We start from the raw sequence: 24510 nt of genomic DNA on the forward strand, positions 1-24510 counted from the left end.
GGCGCCCGCTCAGGGCGCGTACGTGCCCTCGAGTTCCGCCTTCTCGACGAGGTGCCCCTCCGCGGCGTCGTAGAGGTCGTCCTTCTTCGCGCCGCGCTGGAGGTCCAGTTCGTCGTCCAGGGCGTAAACCAGGAACCGGTAGGCGTGTTCGCGGTCCGGCGGGTTCGGGCCGCCCCAGCCGACTTCCCCGAAGTCGTTCTGTCCCTCGACCGCGCCCTCGGCGTCCTGACGAGCCCGCGAGTCAGGGCTCGACGAGCCCCGCTCGTCGGCGTCCCAGCCTTCGGGGATCACCGTCCGGTCGGGGTCGACGTTCCAGACGACCCAGTGGTCCCACACCTTCCCCGCGGGATCGCGGGCGTCCGGGTCGTCGACGACGATGGCCAGCGTCTCCGCCTCGTCCGGCACGTCGGACACCTCCAGCGGCGGGTTCACGTCCTCCTCGGCGTATCCGTGGCGCTCGGGGATCGGCTCGCCGTCCTCGAACGCCGGGCTGGCGAGTTCCATGGCCGTTCGAAAGTGGTCGCGCCCGCGTCAAAAAATCGACCCCGGCGCGCGACCGCCGTCCAGACCGTCCCCGCCGGGAGGAGAACGACAGCGTATTTCCCCCCGGGTCGCTTACGCCGGGCCGTGCAGATAGTGGGCTATCGCTCCCGCGTCGAGGAGCCCGCGGCCCTCCTCGTCGCGGAGGACGGCAGCGTCCGTCGCGAGTCGCTGGCGCCCGGCGACGAACTCGCCTACACGCTGGAGCGACGCCACTGCGCGGGCGTCGTCAACGGCGACGACCACACGCCCTGCTCCAACGAGCGGGCGCCCTACTGCGACGTCCACACCGACCGGTGGCCCTGCGCCCGCTGTACCGGGAACTGCGACCTGCCGCTCGAGAGCTGTCGCGAGGAGCACGCCGTCTACCTGGCCGCGTTCGCACCCGACGAGTTCAAGGTCGGCGTGACCCGCTCGTGGCGACTGGAGACGCGCCTGCGCGAGCAGGGCGCCGACCGCGCCGCCCACCTCCGGACCGTGGCCGACGGGCGCGTCGCCCGGCAGATCGAGGCCGATATCGCGACCGAGATCGGCGACCGCGTGCGCGTCCCGACCAAGATAGCCGGCCTCGGAGCCGCCGTCGACGAGGACGCCTGGTCGGGCCTGCTGTCCGGGTTCGATCCGATCGAGACCTACGACTTCGACTACGGACTGGACCTAGCCGAGCGGCCCGTCAGCGAGACGCTCGCGACGGGCACCGTCGTCGGCGCGAAGGGCCGGATCCTCGTCCTGAAGAACGGGGGCAGCACGTACGCGGTGGACCTCCGGGACCTGGTGGGCCGGGAGGTCTCCGGCGGGGCGACCGACCGCGACCTCCAGTCGAGCCTCGGTGCCTTCGGGTGATTTCGACGACCACAGGCGGCATCAGCGGATATTTCGTCCGTTCTGTCGAGCACAAAATACTTGTAACACCGTGCGAGTCTCTCCGGCGTGCAGCGAGAGACAGCTTTCGCGGGTGGCGTGGTGGCGATCGTCGCCGTCATGTTGCTCAGCGCCGCCCTGGTCCCCGGCGTCGTCCCCGAGCAGGACGACGGGCCCGACGTCAGGGCGAGCCACCTCGACATCCGCGAGGACGACTCGACGATCCGTACCGCGGCGGTGCCCGGGGACACCGTCGTCTTCGGGCTAGACATCCGGCTGCGCCACCGCGGCGGGCCGGCGGAGAACGTCACGGTCGAGGGCCGGGCGTTCGACGAGGAGACGAACCTGCTGGCGACGAGCGAGCGCGTCGACGCCGGAACCATCAACGGCGACCGCGAGGTCTCTGTGCCCGTGAACCTGACCGTCGACCGCGAGGGCGGATACAGGTTCGAGACGATCGTCTACGAGAACGGGACTCGCGTGGCCCAGGCGTCGCAGTCCATCGGCGGCGTCGATGCGCTCACGCCCGACTACTCGCGCTCGCCGATCGGCTTCCAGCGGTTCGACGGCGGCGACGGAGCGCGGACCATCGCGCCGCGCGACCCGCGCGTCGAGGACGGCCGCGCCACGCTGAACGTGTCGACGTTCCTCACGAACTCCGGGTCGGCGTCGGCCGGCGACGTGACGCTGCTCGTGCAGGCCCGGCAGGCCGACTCCAACCTCATCGCCGACGAGATCCGTCGGTCGGTCGACTCGATCCGGCCGGGTCGCTCCGTCCAGACTAACGTCGAACTGACCGTCCCGGACGGCTACAACTACTGGCTCGACGCCATCCTGTTCAAGGACGGCGTCATCATCGACACGGCGCGCGGACCGGCGGCGCTCGACCCGCCGATGAACGAAAGCGAGGGCACCACCGACGGCGGCACCGAGTTCGAGGCGTCCGACTTCGAGGGCGACAGCGTCACGGACGAGCCCGAGCGGGACGCGGGCGCCGGTGACGGTGGCGAGCCCACGTACACCGAGGGACAGGGCCCCGGCTTCGGCCTCACCGCGGCGCTGGCCGGACTGCTCGCGACCGCACTCCTCATCGCACGCAATCATGACTGACACGGACGACACCACGGCGGTCGAATCGACGGTCGACGCCGACGACGGCGGCGTCGAGACGAACTACCCGGCCGGCGACCCGGGTATCGAAGCGGACGACGGAGACGACGACGCCGACCTCGTCGACTACGTCGAGTGGAGCCTGCTGGCCATCCTGCTGCTGGTGGCGCTGGTCGCGACCTTCCGGTTCTACTTCGCGATGTCCACAGCGATCGACAACTTCGTCACGCGGGAGTTCCGGCCGCTGTTCCAGGCCGCGTTCAACCTGGCCATCCTGCTGGCCTGCGGTGCCGGCCTCACGGCCCTGGTCCGCCGGATCAGGTAGACGACAATCCTTTTCCGGCGGCCATTCCAACCCCGAGCCATGGCAGACGACGACACTGACGAGACGGACGCACCCGAGGAAGCCACCGACGAGTCGGCCGAGAGCGGCGACGACGAGGAGAAGTCCTTCCGCGAGCGAGTCGAGGAGATTCGCCAGGAACGCGCCGAGGAGCGCGAGGAGGGCGAGGGCGGCATGAGCCGCGAGGAGCGCATGGAAGAGATGATGGGCGGCGAGGGCGGCCCCGGCGGCATGGGCGGCAACCCCTTCGCCCAGATGATGGGGGGCATGATGGGCGGCGGCCCCGGCGGCGGCATGGGCCCCGGCGGCGGTCCCGGCGGACCCGGCGGCCGCGGCCGCGAGGAGTCGGGCGGCGACAACGAGGAGCTCACCCGCGAGGTCCGCAAGCTCCGCGACGAGGTGCACGACGTCCGGCGGACGCTCGAACGCATCGCCGAGGCGCTCGAGGACTGAGATCCGGCGGCACAGCGACTATCTTCTCGCAGCGACGTAGCACGTCGCCTGCTCGTGTAGCTTCGGGTGTGGAACTGCAGGCGGCCGCGCCGCGCTCGCTATCGACAGCGCGTCGGCGAGCGACCGGTCCTCACTAACTGCGATGGCCGCTGCGGCCACGGCCGGGCTCCGGGAGATCCCGTGCGAGCAGTGGATCAGCAGCGAGCCCCCATCGCCAACGAGACGACAGGCCGCGTCGGCGGCCGCCTCGAAGTCCGCCCAGTCGTTCTCTGACCCGTCGACCAGCGGGCGGTGGTGGGTAGTCGCCGGCAGAGAACCGCACGTCAGCGACAGCACGGACTCGAACGAGCGGTCGCACCGCTCCGGATCGGCCGCGTGGACGTTCCCGACGAACAGGTCGCGGTCGCCGATCCGGCGGGTGATCGGTCCGTCGTGGCAGTGGCCGAACGGCCGGACGATAGCCGATCCGTGTCGACGCCAGTCGGGCCCAACCATGGCTGTGGGACCCGGAGAGAACGCGCGAAGCGAGAGAGCGGGCTACTCCTCGTAGGCGAGGTTCATGACCCACTGCGAGAAGGCGTCGCTGCGGGCGTCGATCTCCTCGTCGCCGATGAACGGGGAGAGCATGTCGCCGGCCATCAGCAGCGAGAAGTTCAGGTCGCGTGGCGCGGGGGTCAGGTAGTAGGTGTTGTGACCGTCGTAGACCGTCTCTTCGCGCTGGATCAGCCCCTGCTCGGCCAGCGAGTCGACGATGCGGCTGCCCTTCCGCGACGAGACGTCGAGCTCCTTCCAGAAGTCGCTCTGGTGGATGCCGCCCGTCTCGCGGATGAGTTCGAGCCCGGCGCGTTCGTCCTCCGAGAGGTTCTCCTCGGCGGCTGCCATGCTCATATACCCGTTAGTGGGACGGTCGGCGGTTTAAAGTTGGCCTTCGACCGGCCGGTAGGCCGTCTCGCACGGCGGCCCGTCGGCGAAGCGGTAGCGGCGCTCGTCGTCACCCAGGACGAAGAGCGAGGACGAACGAGTCCCGAAGCCGTCGCCGTGGACGCAGACGCCGTACTCGTGGTCGGCGACGACCGTCGCCGCGCGGTCGAGCCACTCGGCCGCCGACTCGCCGGGCTCCGGCTGGAGCGCCTCGTGGACCCGACCGGCGTTGTCGGCCTGCTCTTCCGCGGCCGCTTGCCGGAATCCGGGAATGCGGTAGTCGCCGTCGGCGCCGACGTTGACGACGACATGGACCCCGGGCTCCAGCGGCTTGAAAGACAGCTGGCCGTCCCACTCGAAGTACAGCGCGGCGTTCTCGTCGGCCACGACGAGGTTGAACCCCTGGTACTCGTCCTCTCGGACGGCCCGTTCGACTCGCCGGGCGGCGTCCTCGGCCGTCTCGGCGCCCAGCACGTCGCGGACCAGCAGGCCGCGCGAGCGGTCGCCGGCGAGGTCACTGTCCGTCCAGCGGTTCGTTATCGCGGCGAAGACGCCGTGCTCGTCGTACCCGACCCAGGTCCCGCCGGCCTCGCCGTCGACCGGGGCGACCGCGCGGGCGTCCCACTCGCGGACGGCGGGCGGTTCGGACGGCCGCTCGTCGCTCTCGTCGCGGTTGGCCGCCGCCACGAGGTACGGCTCGAAGACCTGCCAGGCGAACACCAGCGTACACACGTCACCTCGTACGCGCACCCGTGGATTAAAGGGCGCGCCTCGTCCCGGGATTACTTCGAGAGCTCCCGCGCGCGCTCGCGGTCGACGGTCCCAGAGGGCGTCCGGGGCAGCGTCTCGACCAGCCGAACCGTCTTCGGGACGGCGAAGGCGGGCAGTTCGTCGCGGGCGTGTGCACGGAGCGCGTCGACGGTCGGGTCGCCGTCGGGGACGACCAGCGCGGCGACGCGCTCGCCCCACTCCTCGTCCGGGACGCCGACGACGGCGGCGTCGTCGACGTCGGGATGCGCGCGCAGCGCTGCGGCCACGTTCGCCGGTCGGACGTTCTCCCCGCCGGTGACGATCACGTCGTCGGCCCGCCCCAGGACCCACAGCCGACCGCCCTCGTCGCGGTAGCCTCGATCGCCGGTGCGCAGGCCACGGTCGCCGAACGCCGCCGCGGTCGCCGCGTCGTCGAGGTAGCCCGGCGTCACCGTCGGCCCGTCGACGACGACCTCGCCGGTCTCGCCCGGCGGCTGGTCCACTCCGTCGGCGACGATGGAGACCGACGTGTCGCGGAGGGGTCGCCCGACGGTGCCCTCGTGGGCGAAGGCCTCCTCGGGCGTCGCGGTGGCGACCTGCGATGCCGTCTCCGTCAGCCCGTAAGTGGGGAAGACCGGCACGTCGCGGCGCTCGCAGCGCTCGATCAGACCCTCGGGCGCGGGACCGCCGCCTAGCAGGACGAAACGGAGAGCATCGGTCAGCGTCCACCCCGAATCGAGCAGGCGCGTCAGCGTCGTCGGGACGAGCGAGACGCCGGTGACGTCGTGTTCCCGGAGGACGCGGGCCGTCTCGTCGGCGTCGAACTCCCGCTGGAGGACGGCTCTCGTGCCGTACAGCGTCGACCGGACGAGCGGCGCCAGCCCGCCCATGTGGTACATCGGGAGGCAGATCAGCCATCGGTCGTCCGGGTCGACGCCCAGTCGCGCCGCGGACGCGCTGGCGCTGGCGACGAGGTTCGCCGTCGTCAGCCGCACCCCCTTCGGGCGGCCCGTCGTCCCCGAGGTGAACATGACGAGCCGCTCGGCGTCGGGGTCGCGCGGGTTGCTCGGCGCGCCGCTGTCGCCGGAGGAATCGTCGAGCGCGCCGACGTCGGTCACCGTCACGTCGTCGGACGCCACCGCGCGCGCCAGCTCCTCGGTGTCGTCGTCACAGAGCAGGGTATCGATCCCCGCTCGCTCGACCTGATCGGCCAGCGTCTCGCGGTCCAGCTGGACGTTCAGCGGGACGAGCGACCGTCCGAGTCGCGGGACGGCGAAGGCGACCTCGGCGAACGCGACGCCCGTGGGGAGCAGCGTCCCGACGCGGCCGTCGCCCGGGAGCGCGTCGATCCCGGCGGCCGCCCGCGCGACGCGCCGGTCGAACTCGGCCGCAGTCCACCGCTCGTCTTCGTCGGCGTCTATCAGGAGCGTGCGGTCCGGCGTGCGCTCGGCACGCGCCCGGAGGAGGTCGGTCACGGCGACCGAGCGGTCGGCGTCCACCGGCCACTCGTCGGGGCCGGGGAGCGTCACGGCGACACCTCCGCGGGATCGATCCCCAGTCCGGGGTCGTCGGGGACGCGAACGCGACCGTCCTCCACGGTCGCCGGATCCGGGCCCAGATCGTCCGCGAGCATGTCCGCCGTGGCCAGTCCGCAGGGCTCGATGCCGGGGACGGCGGCCGCGACGTGGACCGCCGCGGTCCGGGCGACGACGCCGTCGATGGTGGTCGATATCACGGGCTCGACTCCGGCCTCGCGGGCGCGTTCGGCGATGGCGTGCGCGTCGCCCGGCCCGCCCAGCGCCATGGGCTTGAGCACGAGGTACTCCGCGACGCCGGCGTCGAGGACGTCCGCCGCCGGGTGTTCGACCAGCGCCTCGTCAAGCGCGACGGCGGGCTCACCGGGCAGGTCGGCGTGGCCGTCGAGGTGGGCGGCGGCCAGCGGCTGCTCGACGTACTGGAGGTCGAACTCGGCCAGCGCGTCCATCGCGCGTTCGGCAGACTCGCGGTCCCAGGCGCCGTTGGCGTCCACCCGGATGGCCGCGTCGTCACCGACGGCCCGTCGGACCGCGGCGACCCGCTCGACGTCATCCTTGACGGGCCGGGCGCCGACCTTGAGCTTCAGGCAGTCGAAGCCGCGGTCGACGGCCGCCTGTGCGCGCTCCACCGTCGTCTCGCGGTCGGCGTCGCCGACGGTGGCGTTGACCGGGACCGACGACGCCGGGCGGTCCCCGCCGAGCCAGCGGGCGAGTGGGACGCCCTCGGCCCGCGCGTCGGCGTCGAGCAGCGCCGTGGAGAGCCCGTGGCGGGCGGCCGGAACGTCCTCGCCGGCGAGGTCGCGCAGCGCGGGGCGGTAGTCGCCCTCGTCGCGTCCCGTCTCCAGAGCGGAGTCGAGGGCCGTCCGGCACTCCTCGCCGGACTCCGTCCAGCCCGGCAGCGGCGTGGCTTCCCCGATTCCGGCGGTCCCGCGGTGGGACACCTGAATCAGGAACCCGTCGCGGCGCTCGATGGCGCCGTCGGCGGTCGACAGCGGTTCGGCCAGCGGGAGCGAGAACGCCTCGATCATAGCAGTGCGGGGACCGCCAGACCGGCGGCGAACAGAATCGAGTGGGCGAACAGCGTCTGGCCGACGCGCTCCAGCGCCGGGTTGAGCGCGTCGCCGTCGGTGCGCGTCAGGACCGTCCGGGAGACCGAGGCGGCCAGCGGCAGCGACGCCAGCGGCGCCAGCGCCCACGCGCCGTGGCCGGGGTCGAGGGCGAAGGCCACCGGGACGGCGTAGGCCAGCACGACCAGCGCGAGGAACTCGACGCGGCTCCAGCGGTAGCCCAACATCACGGCCAGGGTCCGCTTGCCGGTCGCGGCGTCGGTCTCCCGGTCGCGGACGTTGTTGACCACGAGGATGCACGTCGACAGGGCCGCCGGCGGGAGGCTCGCCAGGAGCGGTTCGACGACGGGGAGTCCCGACGGGAGCCCGAGCGGGAACGCACCGACGCCCGTCGCGGCCACCCACTGGACGTAGTAGGTGCCCGTCACGGCGACCAGGCCGAAGTAGACGAACACGAAGAGGTCGCCAAGGCCGCGGTAGCCGTAGGGGTACGGTCCGCCCGTGTAGAGGACGCCGGCGAGGATACTCGACAGGCCGACTGCGACGATCGGCACGCCGCCGACGGCCACGAGGTAGACCCCGACGGCCATCGCCAGCGCGTAGGTACCGATCATGGCGAGTTTGACCTGGCCGGGCGGGATCAGCCCGCCGGCAGTCACCCGCGTGAACCCCTCGCGGTCCTCGGTGTCGGCTCCGTTGACAAAGTCGTAGTAGTCGTTCGCGAAGTTCGTTCCCACCTGGATCAGCAGCGCGCCGACCAGCGCCGCCAGCCAGGGGAGCGGGGCGAAAACGGCGTCGTGGAGCGCCAGCCCCGCCCCGACGATCACCGGCGCGCTCCCGGCCGGTAGCGTCTGCGGACGCGCGGCCATCACCCAGGCGCGTCGCTTCGACACCTCGGCAGTGCTCATCGTCGAATAGTCGCGACCGGATCAGTGTCAAGGTTGGCATCCGTCGCCGCGGCGGCCCCGGCCGGGTCCGATCACAGGGGAAGCGACACGGAGAACCGCTCGTCGACCAGTTCGGCGAGGTGGGCGGCCTTCCGGTGGAGGATCGACTCGTGGTACGTGTCCCTGTCCATTCGGTCGAGGTGCCCCCGCATCCGGCGGCGTCCCTCCTCGTGGCGGATGTCCCGCTGGAGCGCGTGGGCGACCGGGTGCCGGAGCCAGTTGTACTCGTAGTGGGCGTACAGGTCGACCCGGTCCACGCTCTGGGCGAACAGCACGACGTGGAGCTGTCGGTCCGCCAGCGGCGACTCGCGGTACACCCAGCTCCCGTCCGTGCTCGTCCCCATGGGCGTGTAGTGATACAGGCTGAGCGGGTCCCAGTCGAACCCCGCCGCCGACAGCTCCGCCTCCAGGTCGTCGATCCGACAGCGGACCGTGCCCGCGTACTCCGACGCCCGGATGTGAGTGACCGGCTGTCCCACGGCGCGCGCCGCGCGGTCGATCCACGGGCCGACGGCGCTCCGGACTCGGTGTGTGATACGGCGCTGGACGTCGATCGGCATCCTGGTCGACCTAGGTTCTCGCGACGGGATAGCGTTTCGTCGCCGCGGGCCGACGGCTCGACGGTCCGGCTACGCCTCGAGCTCGAACCGGTAGCATTCCGGACCCTGGCCAACTGACGGCCGGATATCGCCGCCCAGACGAGCCGTTACGACAGCTCCCGCCGTAGCGGCCGGCAGATGGTCGAGACCTACCACCTCGCCTACGTCATCCTGGGGCTCGCGATCTTCGGCGCCGCCGTCCTCCCGCGGCTGCTGACCCACCGGCCGCTCTCGCTGCCGATCATCTACGTCGCAGGGGGATACGTGCTGTTCTCCCTCCCCCACGGCGTGGGCCCGCCGGACATGGTCGGCAACTCCGAAGTCGTGGAGATCCTGACCGAGCTCGTCGTCATCATCGCCCTGATGGGCGCGGGCCTGAAGATCGACCGTCCCTTCTCCTGGCGCGGCTGGAGCGTGACGTGGCGGCTCCTGGCGGTCGTGATGCCGCTGACCATCGCCGTCGTCGTCCTGCTCGGGTACTGGATCATCGGGCTCCAGATAGCGACGGCTGTCCTGCTGGGGGCCGTCGTCGCGCCCACCGACCCCGTTCTGGCTGCGGACATCGAATCAGGCCCGCCGCTGACGGAGCTCGAGGAAGACGAGGCGTCCGGCGAGGAGCCCGAGGACGTCCAAGAACACACCGTCAGGTTCGCACTCAGCTCCGAGGCCGGGCTCAACGACGGCCTGGCTTTCCCGTTCACGCATCTGGCCATCCTCCTGGCCGCGGCGTCGGCGCCGGCCAGTTTCGCCTGGCTGACCGAGTGGACGCTGTACTACGTCCTCTACAAGATCGTCGTCGGCGTCGTCGCCGGCATCGTCCTCGGCTACCTCGGCGGCGTCGTCATCTTCAGGCTGCCCGCCTCCTCGCGGGTCGCCCAGGCGATGGCCGGCGCGGAGGCGCTCTCGGGCACGCTGATCATCTACGGCCTCACGGAGGCAGTGGGTGGGTACGGGTTCATCGCCGTCTTCGTCGGCGCGCTCGTCGTCCGCCAGTTCGAGTGGGAGCACCACTACTATCGGACGCTCAACGACTTCGCCGTCATGGTCGAGCGCCTGCTGATGGCCGTCGTCCTCGTGCTGTTCGGCGGCGCCGTCGCCGGCGGCCTCCTGCGGCCGCTGACCCCGGCCGGGATCGGCATCGGCCTGGCGATCCTGCTGCTCGTGCGCCCGCTGGCCGGCGTCGTCGGCCTGTGGGGCACCGGCCTCGCGTGGCCCTCGCGACTCGTCATCGGCTCCTACGGGATCCGCGGGATCGGCTCGTTCTACTACCTCTCGTACGCCCTCAACGAGGCGACCTTCGAGGAGTTCGAACTGGTGATCGCCGCCGACCGGCTGTGGGCGCTGCTTGGGTTCGTCGTCCTCGCCTCGGTCGTTCTCCACGGGATCACCGCCAGCCCCGTGATGGACGCCTTCGATCGGTGGGAGGACCGACGGCAGGCGCGCACGACGGCCGACGCGGCGAGCGCCAACCCCACGCCCGAAGGACCAGAGGAAGGGGAGTGAGAGGGACGCCTGTCGAATCCCGGAGCGTGAGCAGAGGGGTGCCGGTGTCGGTAGAGGCGGGCCGGCATCCGCGCGAGCGAAGCGAGGCGCGGTTCACTCGCGAGGTCGTTTTTCGCCCACGTTTTTACGAGGAGCCTTCCAGCAGCGTCGTTCGAAAGACTTTCGTGATGACGAGAGAGCTTCGCTCTCTCGGACCAAGCCGAAGGCTCGCGAGGGAAGGCGACGAAGTAAAATGGTGGTAATGAATGGGAAACGGACACCGGGATTGCCCGGCGTTCGGGCGCGGGTAGTCCCGTTTGCCTCCTCCACCCCGCGGCCCGACGAGCGACGGGTGTCCGAGGGTCCGCTGCTCGCTTCCGCGCCTGACGGACTGCCCTCGATCAACCGCGTGAGAGCACCCCTGCAGGTGCGCTCACGCGGACCGCCGTCCCCGGCGGACGAGGCTTCGACGTTGGCTCACGGGGTCCGCGTCCGTCTGACCGGACGCCCCCGGGTTCGGTCCCCGCTGAAGGCCATACTGCGGGCGAGGGAGGGGGGCCTAACCCCCCGACCTAGTCCGTGTGAATCTGGGCGGGCACCCCTTAAGGACCTTACGGACCGGGCACCTCGATGCGGGACGGCGACACGGCGGTCAGAGCAGACGCTGGGCGCGCGCGTACCATCCAGCGGCGACGGGGATAACGATAGTCAGCGCCACGACGAGCCACCGGTGGCTGTTGAGCCAGGTGGCCGTCGTGAGCTGCGTCACCAGGCTCTGGGGGACAGTGAACGCCCACAGCAGTCCCATGACGGCGGCGAACAGGCCCAGCACGATGGTCACGCCGGCGATGGTGTCTGGCGCGGAACGGCCCTCGCGGCCGGCGGCGAAGGCCACGAGCGCAACGGCGGCGAACAGCCCCACGGAGAGGCCGTTGACGGCGCCGGCGCCGTAGTAGGTGCCGACGGCGCTGCCCTGTTCGACCGCGAGGAACGGGGCCAGGAGCGCGACGAGGACGGCCAGCGAGGCGACGATTCCGACGGTCGGGGCGAGCCGCAGGGCGTCCATGCGGCCGTCTGCGACCGGCCGCGCCTTAACGACGGCGTTCTCCTGAGCGTCAGCGAAGGAGAGCTCGTCGAGCTGTGCTCGACGGCGGTCCAGCAGGGCGGTAACTCACCAGCGAGCCGAAAAGTCCACGTGCACGTGTGCCGAACGCGATGACATGGGATTCGGCAGCACCGCGAAGAAGGTCCAGAAGCTGGCCGACGTGGCGGACAAAACCTACGACAAGATCAACGAACTGCGCGACCAGCTGACGGAGCTTCGGGGGACGGTCGAGGAGACCGGCGACAGGGTGGAACAGCTCGAGCGGGAACTGGAGGACCAGCGCGCGCTCCTGGAAGCCATCGCCGAGGAGCACGACGTCGACGTCGACGGGGCCGTCGCGGACGCCGTCATCGAGGACGCAGAAGGGGGGTCCATCGCCGGTGAGCGAAGCTCATCGAGCCCTCGTTCGGCGTCGCCTCACGAGGACGCCGCCGACGCCGAGGAGTCGGGCGGCGCGAGCAGCGCGGGCGACGCGCAGTCCGCCGGGGAGTAACGGGAGACGCGATGCTGCGGCCGATCGACGGGCCTCAGCTACCGCCGACGAGCCGCTGGTGTTCGACCTTCATGCACCTGTCCTGGACCACGTCGAGGCCGGCCTCCTCCGCGCGGCCGGCAGCGTCGTCGTGGCGGATACCCTGCTGAAGCCAGATGGCCGCCACGTCGTCACGTTCCAGCGTCTCGTCGACGATGTCGGGCACTTCCTCGCTCGGCCGGAACACGTCCACCACGTCCACCTCGTCTGGGACGTCCGTGATCGAGTCGTAGGACTGCTCGCCCAGCACCTCGTCGGCGAAGGGGTTGACGGGGATGACGCGGTATCCCTGCTGCTGGAGGTACTTCGGGATCTCGTGGGCGGCCTTCCCCTCCGTCGTCGAGCTCCCGACCACGGCGACGGTGTCGTAGTCGAGAATCTCGCGGAGTTCGTCGTCGGAGTCGACTGGCATACGTGAACGAACGCCCGGCGCGGAGAAAAGCGTGCTGCCGGCCGGTGGGGTGTTCAGGCCTCCGGTAGCGACGCCTCGACGCTGCCGTCGACGTCGGTCTCGATCACGCCGTCGAAGAGCCCGCGCAGCGTGGACAGCGTCTCCTCGTCGTGGGCCGTCGACTCGGCGACGTGGATCCCGACGCCGCCGATGCACTCCACGCGGGACGTGATCGACGACTCGATCTCGTAGGTCCGGCGCAGGTTCGAGTACAGCAACAGCGTCGTCACCGAGTCGACGACGATGCGCGTCCGGTCGATCCCGTGGTCGCGGTAGAAGTGATCCAGCAGCTCGGACAGCCCCTGTCGGATCCCCCGGACGTCGGTGGGCCCGGACGGATATTTGACGGTCTCCGTGTCGGTGGCCGAGCCGCCGATGTGGCTCGTGACGCAGTCGACGACGCCGAGCAGTCCGGGACCGTCCGCGTACGTCGCCCGAACCTGCTCGGCGCAGTCCCGCGTCGACAGGACGACGCCAGCCTCCCCGTCGGCGATCCCCCGGTCCACGATGGATCGCGCGATGCGTTGCTTGCCAGTCAGCGGCGGCCCCACCACGAGGACGTTCGTCCCCGGCGAAACCCTCCCGTCACCGAACTGCGCCCCAAGTTCGTACATCACTCAGTGTCCCCCGTCTCGGCCTGACCCCCGTCGGTACCTGCCGCCTTCGTCGGGTTCCTATTTCGCCTTTGGGGTCTCACGCCTGTCCGGAACCGGGGAGTTTAAACCCGAACGTCGAATTAGAAATGCCTGAGGGCGCTTAGCTCAGCCTGGACAGAGTGCGTGGCTTCGGACCACGTTGCCGGGGGTTCAAATCCCTCAGCGCTCGTTTCTGCGGGGTCCTCGCGAACGGAGTGACCGGCTCGAGGAAGGCCAGTACCGACCACGCCGCTCGGGTAACAGCGGACTAGTCCGCACCCCGAGTGCCGCGTTCGGCGCGGGCCTCGATCCCGCGCATCATCCCGCGTTCCATGACGAAGTGCGGGAGTTCGTAGGACAGGTATCGGACGGCGTATCCGAGGGTCGTTCGGGCCGCCGGTTTCCGCCCGCGGACGATAAAGCGGGTCGTCGCGTCGTCGATCCGGTCGAGGTGGAACGTCCACGTCCCGCCGTCGTGGCCCCGGAGGACCAGCGTGCGGTCGAGTTCGATCCGGGCGACGGTCATCGACGTGACCGGGCTCTGCGACCAGTAGTCCTCGCAGACCATCCGGATCGTGTCGCCCTCCGTCAGGTCCTGATACTCCGGGACGACGCGGTCGACGTTGTTGATGCCCGCGCCGGCGAGGTTCTCGAGCTAGGCGTAACTATAGAAACCGCCGCGTCCCTGGCCGAGCTGGACGAGCCACGGCCAGACCTGCTCGCGAGGGGCGTGGACCGGGATCGCCCGGGTGGTTTCGTCGACCGGGTCCGCGACGGGTTCGTCGCCGGGTAGCCGTCAGGCGACCTCCTCGCCCGTGGCTCCCCACGTCCGGTGCAACGGGCGGAGAACGAGGTGATACGTCGCGATGACGGCGACGACGAAGACGGCGAGCCAGCCCCGCGTACGCCGACGGACCGATGCGGGGTGCGATTCCGATTCGAGGCCGTTACGTTCCATGTCGAGTAGTACGCCGTCGGGGGCTATAGTAGAAATTGAACGCACTGACACACTCGAAGGGCACCCGTAATGCCCTTCGATGTGTAAATAGTTTCAATTTCTACTATAGCTGGGAGGGCCGCTGGACGGCCTCGACGAGCGAGAGGGCGGCCCCAGCGAGGAAGGCGAGTCCGAGGAGGACGAGTGCCAGGCGGACCACCGGGCAGAACACGCCGAACGCCGCGCCGACGGCGGCGAGCGCGACGAGACCGGCGACGGCCGCGACGGTCGCGCCCGCGAGTCGCTACATCGTACGGGATGCCTGCGGGGGCTGGCTTGTGGCTTCTGGCCGGGGGAACAGCGACCGGCACCTCCGGCGCGGACGTTACTCGCTAGCTTCCGACCTCAACGCCGAAGGTAAACGGACCCTATCCGGACGCCTTACTGTAAATCAGTTAACCTGTTTCCTCGCCCAACCCGTGACACGGCAAGACGGTCCCCGCGCCGGTCTCCCGGCGCGGACAACGCTTCCCAGATCTACCTATGGAGATAGACATCGCAATGCCGACAAAGGAGTCGGCCGACGTCATCGAGCAGACACTGGAACGAGCAGCGGCGGCGATCGACCGGTCGGCGGCGTCGGTGAACCAGTTGATCGTCGTCGACGACGAGAGCGTGGACGAGACTCGCGAGCTGGCCCGCGAGGCCGCCGAGACGCACGGCTGGGACGCGACCGTCGTCTCGGAGTCGATGCCGCTCCCCGCGGCGCGCAGGCGGGCGATCGACCTCGTCGAGACGGAGTGGTTCTGGTTCCTCGACGACGACGTGCGCGTCCGGGCGGACTACGTCGAGCGGTTGCTGGACGCGGTCGCGCCCGCGGTCGGCGCCGTCCAGGGGCGGAAGGCGTCCCGTTCCGAGCACCCCAGCGACTGGGTCCACAGCCGCTCCCGGCGCGGGGGGACCCACGCGACGCTGATTCGTCGCGAGGCCGTGGCCGACGTCCAGATCCCGTCGGACGTCGCCGTCCTCGAGGACGAGTACCTCCGGCGGTGGATCGAGTCCGGCGGGTACGCGTGGTTCTTCCACGCGCACGCCCGGTTCGTCCACGACTGCCAGGAGCGCCACCAGATCGGGTGGACCGAGGGGTACGTCGGCGGGAAGTACGGGCTCCAGTCGTTCCAGACAGTCGCGATGAACGTCCCGTACGCCGCCGCGACGGGCCGGGATCCGATGCCGCACCTGAAGCGCGCCGCCGGGTGGATAGCCGGATCGATCGTCGGGGACGGCGAGCGGCCGGAACCGTCCGGTGAGATCGTCGACGTGACCGAGCGGACCGCGGAGCAGTCGGACGAGACCGCCGAGCCGTCCGGGCGGACGGCGGAGGTGGCGGAATGACGACCGTCGTGCTGGGCTGGGACGGCCTCGACCACGAGGTCGCCACGTCGATGGGCCTCGCCGACCGGTTCGTCCCCCACCACCGCGAGATCGAGACGATCGACAACCCGGTGCTCGGCGTGCCCCACACCCAGGAGCTGTGGCCCTCGATCATCACGGGCGCCCACCCGTCAGAGACCGGGATTCGGTCGGCGACGGAGGAGGGCGGCGCCGACTGGGGCGACCCGCGAATCGACAGGCTGTCGTCCGCCGCGGCCGGCATCGTCCCCGAGGAGGTGCGGACGCGCATCGGCCGGTGGCTCCGGAACCGCGGGGCCGAACTGGACGCCTACGAGCCGGCCGACTACGAGGAGCGCGGGCTGTCGACCATCTTCGACGGCCGCTCGGCGCTCCCGATCGCCGTCCCGAACTACCGGACGGAGACCGACGCCGAACTGGACATCGTGTACGACCGCGGCGCCCAGCTCGCCGACTACCTGAACGTCGAGGAGGGCGAGGACGGCGAGTTGCACCACAATCCGTCGGTGCCGCTGCCGGTGCTCGAGCAGCGGATCGCGTCGGAGGCGGCGTCGAAGATCGGCGTGGTCGAGACGGCGCTGCACCGCGAGTACGACCTCGTGTTCGTCTGGCTCGGCTACCTCGACACGGTCGGTCACCTCGCGCCGACCGTCGGCGACGACGAGTGGCGGCGCCGCCACTACGAGCAGGCCGCCCGGTGGACGGAGGGCGTCCGGGACCAGCTCGGGCCCGACGACGCGCTCGTCGTCGCCGCGGACCACGGCCTCCAGGCGGGCGAACACAGCCACTCGACGTTCTACGGCGCGACCGAGCCCGAGGCGGTCGAGGGCGTCGAGTCGGTGCTCGACGTCGCAGCCGCCGTCGAAGCGCTCACCGAGCAGTCCTCGGGCGCCGACGTCGAGGAGCGACGGGCGGGCGAGGTCGAGTCGGTGCGGTCGAACCTCGAGGACCTCGGGTACATCTGATCGGCGGAGGGGTTCCGGCGCGGCGACCGTGCCGGACGACCGCTAGACTGCACCGAGCCGAACTGCCATAAAAAAGGTCGGTGAATATCTTCGCTTCGGTTCTCAGCGGACAGGAATCAACGGGTGCTTGAGGGTGGCAGGGGGTCGACTCGTCGGGTATGCATCGACAGCATACCGCGTTGTCAGGTCTCCGGAGGGGTGTACCGTGACGCTGACGCGGCGCGACTTCCTGACTGCGGCGGGGACTGGCGCCGTCGGGGCGATGGTCGGCGGTGCCTGGGGCGCCACGCAGGCGACGGAGCCGATCACGAGCGTCGAGAACCCGCTCCGGTCGTACCCCAACCGTGACTGGGAGGAGGTGTATCACGAGATATACGCGTACGACGAGGTGGACTGGACGGTCTGTCACCCGAACTGCACCCAGTCGTGCGCGCTGAACTTCTACATGAAAAACGGGGTACCGATCCGGGCCGAGCAGATCTACCACGAGGAGGAGGGGAGTCCCGGACCGGGGAGTCCGGGCGGCTACGAGCAGGCCGACGTCACCCAGCACTGGAACCCGCGCGGGTGCATGAAAGGGCTGTCGCTGCACCGCCGGACGTTCGAGCCCTCGCGGATCAAGTACCCGATGGTCCGCAAGGGCTGGGACCCCGAGGACCCGAACCAGGAGGGCCGCGGCGAGGACGAGTTCGAGCGCGTCTCCTGGGCGGAGGCGTTCGACCTGATCGCCGAGAAGATGGCGAACCTGGAGGACAACAAGCGGTTCCACATCTTCAACGCGATCAAGTCCGACGGGCTGATCACCCGCCACGGCGCGGGGCGTCGGCTGGCGTCCATCTTCGGCGGCTGCGAGTGGACGGAGTACGACTGGTACGCCGACCTGCCGCCGGGACACGTCATCACGACGGGCTACCAGACCAGCGACGCCGACGCGTCGGCCTGGCGACAGGCCGACTACACGATCATGCAGGGGAAGAACCTGATCCACAACAAGCTCGCGGACAACCACTTCCTGCAGGAGACCCGCGAGCGGGGCGGCAAGATGGTCGGCGTCTATCCCGACTACTCGCCGACGGTCCAGAAGTGCGACCGCTGGCTCCCCGTCCGCCCCGGCTCCGACCCGGCGTTCGCGCTGGGCGTGGCCCACGTGATCATCGACGAGGAGCTGTACGACGCCGACTTCATGCGGCAGTTCACGAGCCTGCCGCTGCTCGTGCGCGAGGACGACGGGAAATACCTCCGCGCACACGAAGTCTTCGAGGACTACGAGGCCCCGCCCGAGGACGTCGACCACCAGAACGAGGAGCGCGACTGGGGCGACTTCGTGGCGCTCGGCCGGGACGGCGACCTCGTGGCGGTCGACCGGGAGTCGGTCGGCTCGGAGACGCCCGACGAGCCCCGGCTGGACGTCGATCGCGAGGTCGAACTGGCCGACGGGTCGACGGTGGCCGTCCGGTCGGACTTCGCGCGCCAGCGCGACAACGTCGTGGAGAACTACGACCCGGAGACGGTCGAGGACATCACGACCATCCCGGCCAACAAGCTCCGCCAGACCGCCCGGGAGTTCGCCGACGCCGAGAAGGGCCAGTGGTTCACCGGCGAGGGGATCAACCACTGGTTCCACTCCAACGACTCGCTCCAGCGGACCATCTTCTTCGTCCAGTCGATGCTGGGCAACATCGGCGAACGGGGCGCGGGCTACTACAACTACTCCGGCCAGTACAAGATCGAGCTGCTGGACGGCTACCCGGAGTACGTCAACCCCGACGGCCACTCCGCCCACGGGATGTACCCCGGCTACGCCTTCGCCTTCTTCGGCGGCGAGTCGCTGGACCCCCACGAGCTCCGGGGCGACTTCGACGAGGAACTGGACCTCACTCCCCAGGAGGACGCCGAGGAGCCGGTCGTGCCGGAGGGCGCGGACACCTACACGATGTCCAAGCCCCGGATCCTCTGGACGATGAACTGCAACCTCCTGAACCAGACCAAACACCAGCAGCACGTCGTCGAGAACTTCGTCAAGCACCCCGAGACGGAAAACGAGCTGTTCGTCGTCTCGGACATGCACATGACCTACTCGGCGCGCCACGCCGACATCGTGCTGCCGGTCCCCTCCTGGCTGGAATGTGAGTACCCCGACATCACGGTCGGACCGGAGAACCCCTTCCTGCAGATGGACAGCGGGGTGATGGACCCCATCTACGACACCATGCAGGACGGGGAGGCCGTGGCCAGGGTCGCCGAGAAGCTCGACGAGAAGACCGACCCCGCGGAGCGCAACGTCGACTCCTACCGGGAGTACTTCGCGGAGTTCCTCGACGAGGACGGCGACCCGAAGGAGTACATCCAGCAGGCGCTCGACGCCGGCATGACGACCCGGGACATCGACGTCGAGGACCTGGAGGACGGCCCCGAGCGCCTCCAGCTCAAGACCTACCCGCGGGTCCCCTTCTGGGGGCAGATCCACGAGGATCGACCGTTCTACACCAAGACCGGCCGGATGGAGTTCCACAAGGAGGAGGACCGCTTCCTCGAACTGGGCCGCTCTGACCTGGATCACATCGAGAGCGTCGAGGGGACGCCCTACGGCCGGAACAAGACGTGGGACGAGGCCAAGGACGAGGAGAACCCGATCTACCACGACCAGGAGTACCAGTTCTACTACAACACGCCGCACCCGAAGTACCGGACCCACTCCTCGTGGGGGATGACCGACTGGAACCTCGTCTGGTCGGCCCGGGACTTCGGCAGCGTCAGCGCCGACCCCGAGGGGACCGACCGGCTGGTCGACGACTTCTCGTTCCCGACCGGCGACGGCGAGAGCGAGGACGCCGCGCCGCTGGGCGAGGCGTTCGTCGAGATCCACCCCGAGGACGCCGCGGACATGGACGTCGATAACGGCGACTACGTCCGGATCGGGAACGACCGCGGGAGCCTCGTCGTGCGCGCGATGATCAGCGAGCGCCAGCGCCCGCGCTCGGCCGGCGACATGGGCCAGCTGACCATCTGGCACGGCTGGTGGCCCCAGCACTTCCCGGAGGACGAGGAGGCCGACGAGGACGCCGAACGCGGCTACAACGTGACGACGAACCTGTGGCTGGACCCGCTGCAGGAGACCGACGACCTCGTCCACAAGGCCGTCTTCGGCGACCCCAACATCTCCGAGGCGGTCGAGGAGGAGATCGCCTGGCACGGGGCGGAACTCGAACACGGCTACGAGGAGACCGTCTGGGCCCCGACCGGGACGAACCGCGACGACCTCGTCGAGGTCGAGAAGTACGAGGAGGCGGACTGGTGGCCCGGCGACGCCCGCCGGGACGACCTGATCGAGGACTACATCGGCGGATCGCTGCAGCCCGGTTCCCCGACCGGAGGTGACGACTGATGAGCAACTGCGAGACCGGAGGAGGTGACGACTGATGGCAAATGTCTACAACCCGCAACTCGGCCGCGATCACAGCTACCCTTATGAGCACCGCGAGGAGGAGCGGGACTACCACTGGGGGATGGTCGTCAATATCAACCGCTGTATCAACTGCAACACCTGCTCGTTCGCCTGCAAGTCTACCTGGACCAGCGGCGAGGGCGAGGAGTACATGTGGTGGATGAACGTCGAGACCGAGCCCTACGGCGGCTACCCGCTGGGCTGGGACATGCGCCTGCTGGAGGACCTCGGCTCCGACGAGACCATCTTCGACGCCGCCGGGGACGGCGAGCAGGTCCGCGGTTACATCGCCGAGAAGGGCGCATGGGAGTACCCCGCGCTGGGCGACGATCAGGTCCACGGCGAGTACCCCGAGGGCGACGTCGTCGAGTCCGACGTCGAGGAAGGCGAGTACCACGACATGTGGCAGTTCTACCTGCCGCGCCTGTGCAACCACTGCAAGAACCCCGCCTGCCTCGCGGCCTGTCCGCGCCAGGCCATCTACAAGCGCGAGGAGGACGGCATCGTCCTGCTCGACCAGGAGCGCTGCCGCGGCTACCGCCGCTGCGTCAAGGGGTGTCCCTACCACAAGCCGATGTACAACCCGGAGACGGGCATCACCGAGAAGCCCGTCGGCTGTTACCCACGCATCGAGGAGGGTAACGTCCCCCGCTGCGTCTCCTCCTGCATCGGGAAGACACGCCTGCACGGCAACATCAACCGCGGGCCCGACGCGCCCTCGCCCGGCGGCGACGCTCCCGGCGGTCGCTCGCCGATCAACTACCTCGTCCACTCCGACGAGAAGGTGGCGCTGCCGCTGTACCCGCAGTTCGGCACGCGGCCGCAGGTGTTCTACATGCCGCCGTACCACGTGCCCCCGGAGTTCCTGACCCAGATGTTCACGCCCAACGAGGAGGAAAAGCGCAACGACTGGCCGGGCGACACCTACGAGGAGTCCGTCCGCATCGTCCAGAAGCGGGTCCGGAACCCCAGCCACGAGGTGCTGGGCATCCTCCAGCTGTTCGGCGCGACGACGCGGCTCATCGAGACCTACGAGGTCACCGAGGACCGCGCGAGGGGCTGGGACCGCACCGGCGAGAAAGTCGCGGACGTCCCCATCGAGGAGCCCATGGAGGTCCGCGAGGGCGAACAGTGGACCAACCAGCCCTGAGGTGATACCATGGAGGATCAACAGTTCCACGCGCGCCGCGCCGCACTGTACGGCTACGCCGCCGCGGCGCTCCAGTTCCCGGACGAGACGACCGTCGCCGACCTCACCGACGGCGAGGTGCAGTCGGCCGTCCGGGCGGCCGGCGACGCCGTCGGCCCCCGCGAGGAGGTCGACCGGCTCATCGAGGCCCTCGACGGCGTCGACAGAGACGGGCTCGAATCGGCGTACAACGACCTGTTCGGCGTCCCCGGCGCGGACGGCACCTACCCCGTCGTTCCCTACGAGGCCGAGCACACCGTCGAGGGCGACGTCGGCGAGAAGCAGCGCCGGATCGCCACCGTCGTCGGCCTGCTGGAGCAGTTCGGCCTCGAACCCGGCTCCGAGTTCGACGAGCGCCACGACCACGTCGCGGTCGAGCTCGAACTGCTGCAGGTGCTGGCCGCCCAGCGAGCCGCGGCGCTGGCCGACAGCGACGAGGAGGCGGCCGACCGGCTGGCGCGGGCCACCGCGACGGCCGTCGACGAGCACCTCGTCGCCTTCGTCCCCGACCTCGCCCACGCCGTGACGGCGGAGGTGGGCAACGGCCCGGATGATTCGGACGCCGCTGACGGCGCGCACGAGGTCTACGCACGCGCGGCCGAACTGGCCGCCGCGCTGGTCGAGCGCGACGCGGCGAGTCACCCCGACCCGGCGTCGACCCAGGGGGTGACGACCGATGCCTGAGTTCGACCGCGGGGCCGCCCGGCGAGCCACCGCGGCGGCCGCCGTCGTCGCCGCCCTGCTCGTCGTGGCCCAGGGAGCCGTGACGGCCGCTGTCACGGGCGGCCAGCAGCCGATAGTCGCGACCGATCAGGTGCCCCAGGCCGCGGCCAGCCAGCAGTGGAGCGACGCGCCCTCGCGGACCGTCTCGCTGTCGAAACAGCAGATGGCCCTGCCCTACGGCGGCGGGAGCGTCGACGAGATGGAGGTGCAGGCGATGACTAACGACTCCCACGTCGCCTTCCGGCTGACCTGGGACGACCCGACGAACGACACCAGCCTCGCCTCGCCCGAGAGTTACAGCGACGCCGCGGCGATCATGTTCCGCAGCGGCGAGCAGCCGCCGATCACGATGGGCGCGGCCGGCACCCCGGTCAACATCTGGTACTGGCGTGCCCAGTGGCAGTACGGCGCCGACGACCACGCGGAGTGGACCGGCGACATGTACGCGTACCCCAATCCCGACCGGGAGACGAAGCCCGGTCTGGCCGCCGGGAACCCCCTCTCGCAGGGCGAGTACGACGACTACGGGCAGAACTACTACGCAGCCGGCTTCGGCTCGCTGTCCCACGCGCCCGCCCAGAACGTCGACGCCACCGCGACGCGCGACGGCGACCAGTGGTCGGTCGCGTTCGTTCGCGAGCACGCCACGGACGGGACCCACGACGCCGTCTTCCGCGCCAACGAGTCGATGTACCTCGCCTTCGCCGCCTGGAACGGTAGCGCCGACGAGGTCAACGGGAAGAAGTCGATCACGCTGCAGTTCAGCACGCTCGACACCGAGACGGGCGAACTGTCGGCGGCGAACCCCGGTGGCAGCGACGGCGACGGCGGCGACGGCAGCGGCGAGGGAAGCGGCGGTGGCGGCGGCAGCGGCGGCCTCCCCCAGCCCTTCGGCTACCTCGGCGGCCTCGTCGCGGCCGTGATCGTCAGCTGGGCGGCCGTCTACTGGAGGGCCGTGGAATGAGCCACGAGAACTGGAGCGCGCTGGGTCGCGCCCCCGCGGAGACGGAGGACGGCCTCCGCGAGGTCCTGTCCGGCGACGCGGCCCGGACGCGCCGGGAGGCCGCGCTCGCGCTGGTCGACGGCGCCGAGGAGAGCCTCGACGACGCGACGGTCGCGGCGCTGACAGAGCGCGTCCGCGGTGACGACGACGCCGACGTCCGGCAGTTCGCCGTCGAGGCGCTGGGCGTCGCCGGCACGGGGAGGGAGGCCATCGAGACCGCGCTCGACGACCCCGAGCCGTGGGTGCGGGCCGAGGCCGTCGTCGCCCTCTCCAGGGCCGGCGGCGACGCCGACCGCCTCCGCGAGGCGCTGGGAGACGACAGCGGCTGGGTCCGTCGCAACGCCGTCATCGCGCTGGGCAAGCTCGACGCGGCCGATCAGGACCTGCTCGTCGAGCGCGTCAAGTCCGATCCCCATCCGGCCGTCCGCGAGTACGCCGCGCAGTTCCTCGGGCGCGACCCGACCGACCGCGAGGAGGCCGAGCGGATCCTCGCGGCGCTGCTGGCCCGCGAGGCCAACGCCTTCGCCCGGGCGAAGGCCGCCGAGGGGCTGGGCCGGATCGGCACCGACCGCGCCGAGGAGGCGCTGGAGACCCACGGCCTGACCGACCGCAGCGAGGACGTCGCGCGGACGGCCAGGCACGCGCTGGCCGACGCCCGCGGCGTCGAACCCGATCGGCTCGACGCCGACGTCGACCCGCCGACCGCGCCCGGGAGCGGTCCGGACACGCCCGGTGACCAGGCGGTCGAGGGCTTCCGGCCGGACCCGTCGGACCCCACCGGCTGGTCGGAGGAGTCGACCGCGCCGGGCGGGGCTCCCGGGTTCGACCCGCGGCGCGACCTCGACTCCGACATGACCGACCGATGACCTACGAACTCGACGCCACGGACGACCGCGAGGCACCGGACGCGAACGACAGCGGCGACGGCGACGACGGAGCGAGCGACCCGGGCGGCTCCGGCGGGACGCTCGACTCGTCGCTCGGCGTGACCGTCCCCGACGAACACGTCGGCGCGTTCGTCGCGCAGGCGCTGGAGGACCCCGAGCGCGCGACGACGTGGGACGACGTGGTCGACGCGATGGTCGCGCCGGCCGCCCGCGACGCGTGGGCGAACCTCTCCCGCGTCGAGCGGGCCGCCGAGATCCTCTCGAAGGCCGCCGACTACGACGAGCGCGCCATCGAGCGGTTCGAGGCCGTGCCACTGGACGCCGGCGAGGCCGACGTCCGGGACGGCGTCGACGAGGGGCTGCGCTGCCGGCGCAACGCCGACACGTTCCGCGACGGCGTCGCCGCGGCCTACGGCGACGGTCTACTGGACGACGAGGCGATCGTCGCCGCCCTGAAGCAGTCGGCGTTCGAGACGGACCTCGTCGGCCGCCGCGAGGACCTGCTGGAGCGGATCGACGAGGTGTACGACGTCGAGTACTGCCCCTACGGCGGGACGCTGATGGACGCCGAGGAGGGGCCGGAGCCGGAGACCGACCACGGGGAGACCTGGTGACAG

The 24510-nt window shown here is 70.5% G+C and carries 27 protein-coding genes, 1 tRNA gene and 1 other RNA gene; 15 read left to right on the forward strand and 14 right to left on the reverse strand.

The window, feature by feature from the left end; translation table 11 throughout:
- Positions 1 to 9: 9 nt before the first annotated feature.
- Positions 10 to 504 carry a YbhB/YbcL family Raf kinase inhibitor-like protein gene (locus LCY71_RS00095; protein WP_225334335.1) on the reverse strand — a complete coding sequence of 165 codons (495 nt, stop codon included), beginning with the start codon at positions 502 to 504 and terminating at the stop codon, positions 10 to 12.
- 123 nt (positions 505 to 627) lie between these two features.
- Here LCY71_RS00095 and LCY71_RS00100 point away from each other — a divergent pair, with 123 nt between their 5' ends.
- The 4 genes from LCY71_RS00100 (at position 628) to LCY71_RS00115 (ending at position 3307) form a co-directional block, all read left to right on the forward strand.
- A complete protein-coding gene (locus LCY71_RS00100; RefSeq protein ID WP_225334336.1) occupies positions 628 to 1383 on the forward strand; it encodes a DUF2797 domain-containing protein in 756 nt (251 codons plus the stop codon).
- 87 nt (positions 1384 to 1470) lie between these two features.
- Positions 1471 to 2511, forward strand: a complete 1041-nt coding sequence (locus LCY71_RS00105) for a DUF7490 domain-containing protein (RefSeq protein WP_225334337.1) — start codon at positions 1471 to 1473, stop codon at positions 2509 to 2511.
- The gene (locus LCY71_RS00110; protein WP_225334338.1) at positions 2504 to 2836 is read left to right on the forward strand and encodes a DUF8060 family membrane protein; all 333 of its coding nucleotides are present in this window, start codon (positions 2504 to 2506) and stop codon (positions 2834 to 2836) included. The genes LCY71_RS00105 and LCY71_RS00110 overlap by 8 nt, the downstream gene beginning before the upstream one ends.
- A 39-nt stretch (positions 2837 to 2875) precedes the next feature.
- Positions 2876 to 3307 carry a hypothetical protein gene (locus tag LCY71_RS00115; RefSeq protein ID WP_225334339.1) on the forward strand — a complete coding sequence of 144 codons (432 nt, stop codon included), beginning with the start codon at positions 2876 to 2878 and terminating at the stop codon, positions 3305 to 3307.
- Positions 3308 to 3325: 18 nt separating this feature from the next.
- Here the strand turns inward: LCY71_RS00115 and LCY71_RS00120 are convergent, their stop codons facing one another.
- The 7 genes from LCY71_RS00120 to LCY71_RS00150 form a co-directional block, all read right to left on the reverse strand.
- A complete protein-coding gene (locus LCY71_RS00120) occupies positions 3326 to 3802 on the reverse strand; it encodes a protein-tyrosine phosphatase family protein (protein WP_225334340.1) in 477 nt (158 codons plus the stop codon).
- A gap of 42 nt (positions 3803 to 3844) precedes the next feature.
- Positions 3845 to 4195 (reverse strand): helix-turn-helix transcriptional regulator, encoded by a 351-nt coding sequence (locus LCY71_RS00125; RefSeq protein ID WP_225334341.1) that lies wholly within the window; start codon positions 4193 to 4195, stop codon positions 3845 to 3847.
- Between the two features lie 27 nt (positions 4196 to 4222).
- Complete coding sequence (locus LCY71_RS00130; protein ID WP_225334342.1) at positions 4223 to 4960, reverse strand: NRDE family protein; 738 nt, start codon at positions 4958 to 4960, stop codon at positions 4223 to 4225.
- A gap of 50 nt (positions 4961 to 5010) precedes the next feature.
- Positions 5011 to 6507 carry a class I adenylate-forming enzyme family protein gene (locus tag LCY71_RS00135; RefSeq protein ID WP_225334343.1) on the reverse strand — a complete coding sequence of 499 codons (1497 nt, stop codon included), beginning with the start codon at positions 6505 to 6507 and terminating at the stop codon, positions 5011 to 5013.
- Positions 6504 to 7541, reverse strand: coding sequence for a mandelate racemase/muconate lactonizing enzyme family protein (locus LCY71_RS00140; RefSeq protein ID WP_225334344.1), 1038 nt, complete (start codon positions 7539 to 7541; stop codon positions 6504 to 6506). Before LCY71_RS00140 ends, LCY71_RS00135 begins: the two co-directional genes overlap by 4 nt.
- Positions 7538 to 8488: a 1,4-dihydroxy-2-naphthoate polyprenyltransferase gene (locus tag LCY71_RS00145; RefSeq protein ID WP_225334345.1), complete on the reverse strand. Its 951-nt coding sequence runs from the start codon at positions 8486 to 8488 to the stop codon at positions 7538 to 7540. Before LCY71_RS00145 ends, LCY71_RS00140 begins: the two co-directional genes overlap by 4 nt.
- Positions 8489 to 8559: 71 nt before the next feature.
- Positions 8560 to 9087 carry a hypothetical protein gene (locus LCY71_RS00150; RefSeq protein ID WP_225334346.1) on the reverse strand — a complete coding sequence of 176 codons (528 nt, stop codon included), beginning with the start codon at positions 9085 to 9087 and terminating at the stop codon, positions 8560 to 8562.
- A gap of 177 nt (positions 9088 to 9264) precedes the next feature.
- On the opposite strand from LCY71_RS00150, the gene LCY71_RS00155 reads away from it, so the two are divergent.
- Complete coding sequence (locus LCY71_RS00155; protein ID WP_225334347.1) at positions 9265 to 10629, forward strand: cation:proton antiporter; 1365 nt, start codon at positions 9265 to 9267, stop codon at positions 10627 to 10629.
- A gap of 250 nt (positions 10630 to 10879) precedes the next feature.
- Here the strand turns inward: LCY71_RS00155 and ffs are convergent.
- Positions 10880 to 11191, reverse strand: an RNA gene (gene ffs / locus LCY71_RS00160) — signal recognition particle sRNA.
- Between the two features lie 69 nt (positions 11192 to 11260).
- Positions 11261 to 11674 carry a DUF7548 family protein gene (locus tag LCY71_RS00165; protein ID WP_225334348.1) on the reverse strand — a complete coding sequence of 138 codons (414 nt, stop codon included), beginning with the start codon at positions 11672 to 11674 and terminating at the stop codon, positions 11261 to 11263.
- Between the two features lie 154 nt (positions 11675 to 11828).
- Between LCY71_RS00165 and LCY71_RS00170 the strand changes: the two genes are divergently transcribed.
- A complete protein-coding gene (locus tag LCY71_RS00170; protein ID WP_225334349.1) occupies positions 11829 to 12206 on the forward strand; it encodes a DUF5798 family protein in 378 nt (125 codons plus the stop codon).
- A 34-nt stretch (positions 12207 to 12240) separates the two neighbouring features.
- Here the strand turns inward: LCY71_RS00170 and LCY71_RS00175 are convergent, their stop codons facing one another.
- Together LCY71_RS00175 and LCY71_RS00180 are read right to left on the reverse strand one after the other, a co-directional pair.
- Positions 12241 to 12657 carry a CoA-binding protein gene (locus LCY71_RS00175; protein WP_225334350.1) on the reverse strand — a complete coding sequence of 139 codons (417 nt, stop codon included), beginning with the start codon at positions 12655 to 12657 and terminating at the stop codon, positions 12241 to 12243.
- Positions 12658 to 12710: 53 nt separating this feature from the next.
- Positions 12711 to 13310: an RAD55 family ATPase gene (locus tag LCY71_RS00180; protein WP_225334351.1), complete on the reverse strand. Its 600-nt coding sequence runs from the start codon at positions 13308 to 13310 to the stop codon at positions 12711 to 12713.
- A 136-nt stretch (positions 13311 to 13446) separates the two neighbouring features.
- On the opposite strand from LCY71_RS00180, the gene LCY71_RS00185 reads away from it, so the two are divergent.
- Positions 13447 to 13521: transfer RNA gene (locus LCY71_RS00185), tRNA-Arg, on the forward strand.
- A gap of 78 nt (positions 13522 to 13599) precedes the next feature.
- On the opposite strand, the gene LCY71_RS00190 is transcribed toward LCY71_RS00185, so the two are convergent.
- Both LCY71_RS00190 and LCY71_RS00195 read right to left on the reverse strand, forming a co-directional pair.
- The gene (locus LCY71_RS00190) at positions 13600 to 13899 is read right to left on the reverse strand and encodes a hypothetical protein (protein WP_225334352.1); all 300 of its coding nucleotides are present in this window, start codon (positions 13897 to 13899) and stop codon (positions 13600 to 13602) included.
- 228 nt (positions 13900 to 14127) lie between these two features.
- Positions 14128 to 14289: a hypothetical protein gene (locus LCY71_RS00195; protein ID WP_225334353.1), complete on the reverse strand. Its 162-nt coding sequence runs from the start codon at positions 14287 to 14289 to the stop codon at positions 14128 to 14130.
- A 522-nt stretch (positions 14290 to 14811) separates the two neighbouring features.
- Between LCY71_RS00195 and LCY71_RS00200 the strand changes: the two genes are divergently transcribed.
- From LCY71_RS00200 to LCY71_RS00235, 8 genes are all read left to right on the forward strand, one after another.
- The gene (locus LCY71_RS00200) at positions 14812 to 15663 is read left to right on the forward strand and encodes a glycosyltransferase family 2 protein (RefSeq protein ID WP_225334354.1); all 852 of its coding nucleotides are present in this window, start codon (positions 14812 to 14814) and stop codon (positions 15661 to 15663) included.
- Positions 15660 to 16646: an alkaline phosphatase family protein gene (locus tag LCY71_RS00205; RefSeq protein ID WP_225334355.1), complete on the forward strand. Its 987-nt coding sequence runs from the start codon at positions 15660 to 15662 to the stop codon at positions 16644 to 16646. Before LCY71_RS00200 ends, LCY71_RS00205 begins: the two co-directional genes overlap by 4 nt.
- A 205-nt stretch (positions 16647 to 16851) precedes the next feature.
- Positions 16852 to 20031: a molybdopterin-containing oxidoreductase family protein gene (locus tag LCY71_RS00210; RefSeq protein WP_225334356.1), complete on the forward strand. Its 3180-nt coding sequence runs from the start codon at positions 16852 to 16854 to the stop codon at positions 20029 to 20031.
- 34 nt (positions 20032 to 20065) lie between these two features.
- A complete protein-coding gene (locus LCY71_RS00215; protein ID WP_225334357.1) occupies positions 20066 to 21241 on the forward strand; it encodes a 4Fe-4S dicluster domain-containing protein in 1176 nt (391 codons plus the stop codon).
- 9 nt (positions 21242 to 21250) lie between these two features.
- Positions 21251 to 21964, forward strand: a complete 714-nt coding sequence (locus LCY71_RS00220; RefSeq protein WP_225334358.1) for a molecular chaperone TorD family protein — start codon at positions 21251 to 21253, stop codon at positions 21962 to 21964.
- On the forward strand, positions 21957 to 22967 hold the full coding sequence (locus LCY71_RS00225; RefSeq protein WP_225334359.1) for an ethylbenzene dehydrogenase-related protein: 1011 nt from the start codon (positions 21957 to 21959) through the stop codon (positions 22965 to 22967). Before LCY71_RS00220 ends, LCY71_RS00225 begins: the two co-directional genes overlap by 8 nt.
- Positions 22964 to 23872: a HEAT repeat domain-containing protein gene (locus LCY71_RS00230; RefSeq protein ID WP_225334360.1), complete on the forward strand. Its 909-nt coding sequence runs from the start codon at positions 22964 to 22966 to the stop codon at positions 23870 to 23872. The genes LCY71_RS00225 and LCY71_RS00230 overlap by 4 nt, the downstream gene beginning before the upstream one ends.
- The gene (locus LCY71_RS00235; protein WP_225334361.1) at positions 23869 to 24507 is read left to right on the forward strand and encodes an aldehyde dehydrogenase family protein; all 639 of its coding nucleotides are present in this window, start codon (positions 23869 to 23871) and stop codon (positions 24505 to 24507) included. Before LCY71_RS00230 ends, LCY71_RS00235 begins: the two co-directional genes overlap by 4 nt.
- Positions 24508 to 24510 lie beyond the last annotated feature (3 nt).

The sequence above is a fragment of the Halomicrobium urmianum genome, from assembly GCF_020217425.1.
GTDB lineage: Archaea > Halobacteriota > Halobacteria > Halobacteriales > Haloarculaceae > Halomicrobium > Halomicrobium urmianum.

What these genes read in the sequence shown, in the direction of transcription:
- LCY71_RS00095 (WP_225334335.1), bottom strand. Translation starts at nt 504, where the DNA reads ATGGAACTCGCCAGCCCGGCGTTCGAGGACGGCGAGCCGATCCCCGAG.
- LCY71_RS00110 (WP_225334338.1), top strand. Translation starts at nt 2,504, where the DNA reads ATGACTGACACGGACGACACCACGGCGGTCGAATCGACGGTCGACGCC.
- LCY71_RS00115 (WP_225334339.1), top strand. Translation starts at nt 2,876, where the DNA reads ATGGCAGACGACGACACTGACGAGACGGACGCACCCGAGGAAGCCACC.
- LCY71_RS00120 (WP_225334340.1), bottom strand. Translation starts at nt 3,802, where the DNA reads ATGGTTGGGCCCGACTGGCGTCGACACGGATCGGCTATCGTCCGGCCG.
- LCY71_RS00125 (WP_225334341.1), bottom strand. Translation starts at nt 4,195, where the DNA reads ATGAGCATGGCAGCCGCCGAGGAGAACCTCTCGGAGGACGAACGCGCC.
- LCY71_RS00140 (WP_225334344.1), bottom strand. Translation starts at nt 7,541, where the DNA reads ATGATCGAGGCGTTCTCGCTCCCGCTGGCCGAACCGCTGTCGACCGCC.
- LCY71_RS00145 (WP_225334345.1), bottom strand. Translation starts at nt 8,488, where the DNA reads ATGAGCACTGCCGAGGTGTCGAAGCGACGCGCCTGGGTGATGGCCGCG.
- LCY71_RS00150 (WP_225334346.1), bottom strand. Translation starts at nt 9,087, where the DNA reads ATGCCGATCGACGTCCAGCGCCGTATCACACACCGAGTCCGGAGCGCC.
- LCY71_RS00155 (WP_225334347.1), top strand. Translation starts at nt 9,265, where the DNA reads ATGGTCGAGACCTACCACCTCGCCTACGTCATCCTGGGGCTCGCGATC.
- LCY71_RS00165 (WP_225334348.1), bottom strand. Translation starts at nt 11,674, where the DNA reads ATGGACGCCCTGCGGCTCGCCCCGACCGTCGGAATCGTCGCCTCGCTG.
- LCY71_RS00170 (WP_225334349.1), top strand. Translation starts at nt 11,829, where the DNA reads ATGGGATTCGGCAGCACCGCGAAGAAGGTCCAGAAGCTGGCCGACGTG.
- LCY71_RS00175 (WP_225334350.1), bottom strand. Translation starts at nt 12,657, where the DNA reads ATGCCAGTCGACTCCGACGACGAACTCCGCGAGATTCTCGACTACGAC.
- LCY71_RS00180 (WP_225334351.1), bottom strand. Translation starts at nt 13,310, where the DNA reads ATGTACGAACTTGGGGCGCAGTTCGGTGACGGGAGGGTTTCGCCGGGG.
- LCY71_RS00190 (WP_225334352.1), bottom strand. Translation starts at nt 13,899, where the DNA reads ATGGTCTGCGAGGACTACTGGTCGCAGAGCCCGGTCACGTCGATGACC.
- LCY71_RS00195 (WP_225334353.1), bottom strand. Translation starts at nt 14,289, where the DNA reads ATGGAACGTAACGGCCTCGAATCGGAATCGCACCCCGCATCGGTCCGT.
- LCY71_RS00200 (WP_225334354.1), top strand. Translation starts at nt 14,812, where the DNA reads ATGGAGATAGACATCGCAATGCCGACAAAGGAGTCGGCCGACGTCATC.
- LCY71_RS00205 (WP_225334355.1), top strand. Translation starts at nt 15,660, where the DNA reads ATGACGACCGTCGTGCTGGGCTGGGACGGCCTCGACCACGAGGTCGCC.
- LCY71_RS00215 (WP_225334357.1), top strand. Translation starts at nt 20,066, where the DNA reads ATGGCAAATGTCTACAACCCGCAACTCGGCCGCGATCACAGCTACCCT.
- LCY71_RS00220 (WP_225334358.1), top strand. Translation starts at nt 21,251, where the DNA reads ATGGAGGATCAACAGTTCCACGCGCGCCGCGCCGCACTGTACGGCTAC.
- LCY71_RS00225 (WP_225334359.1), top strand. Translation starts at nt 21,957, where the DNA reads ATGCCTGAGTTCGACCGCGGGGCCGCCCGGCGAGCCACCGCGGCGGCC.
- LCY71_RS00230 (WP_225334360.1), top strand. Translation starts at nt 22,964, where the DNA reads ATGAGCCACGAGAACTGGAGCGCGCTGGGTCGCGCCCCCGCGGAGACG.
- LCY71_RS00235 (WP_225334361.1), top strand. Translation starts at nt 23,869, where the DNA reads ATGACCTACGAACTCGACGCCACGGACGACCGCGAGGCACCGGACGCG.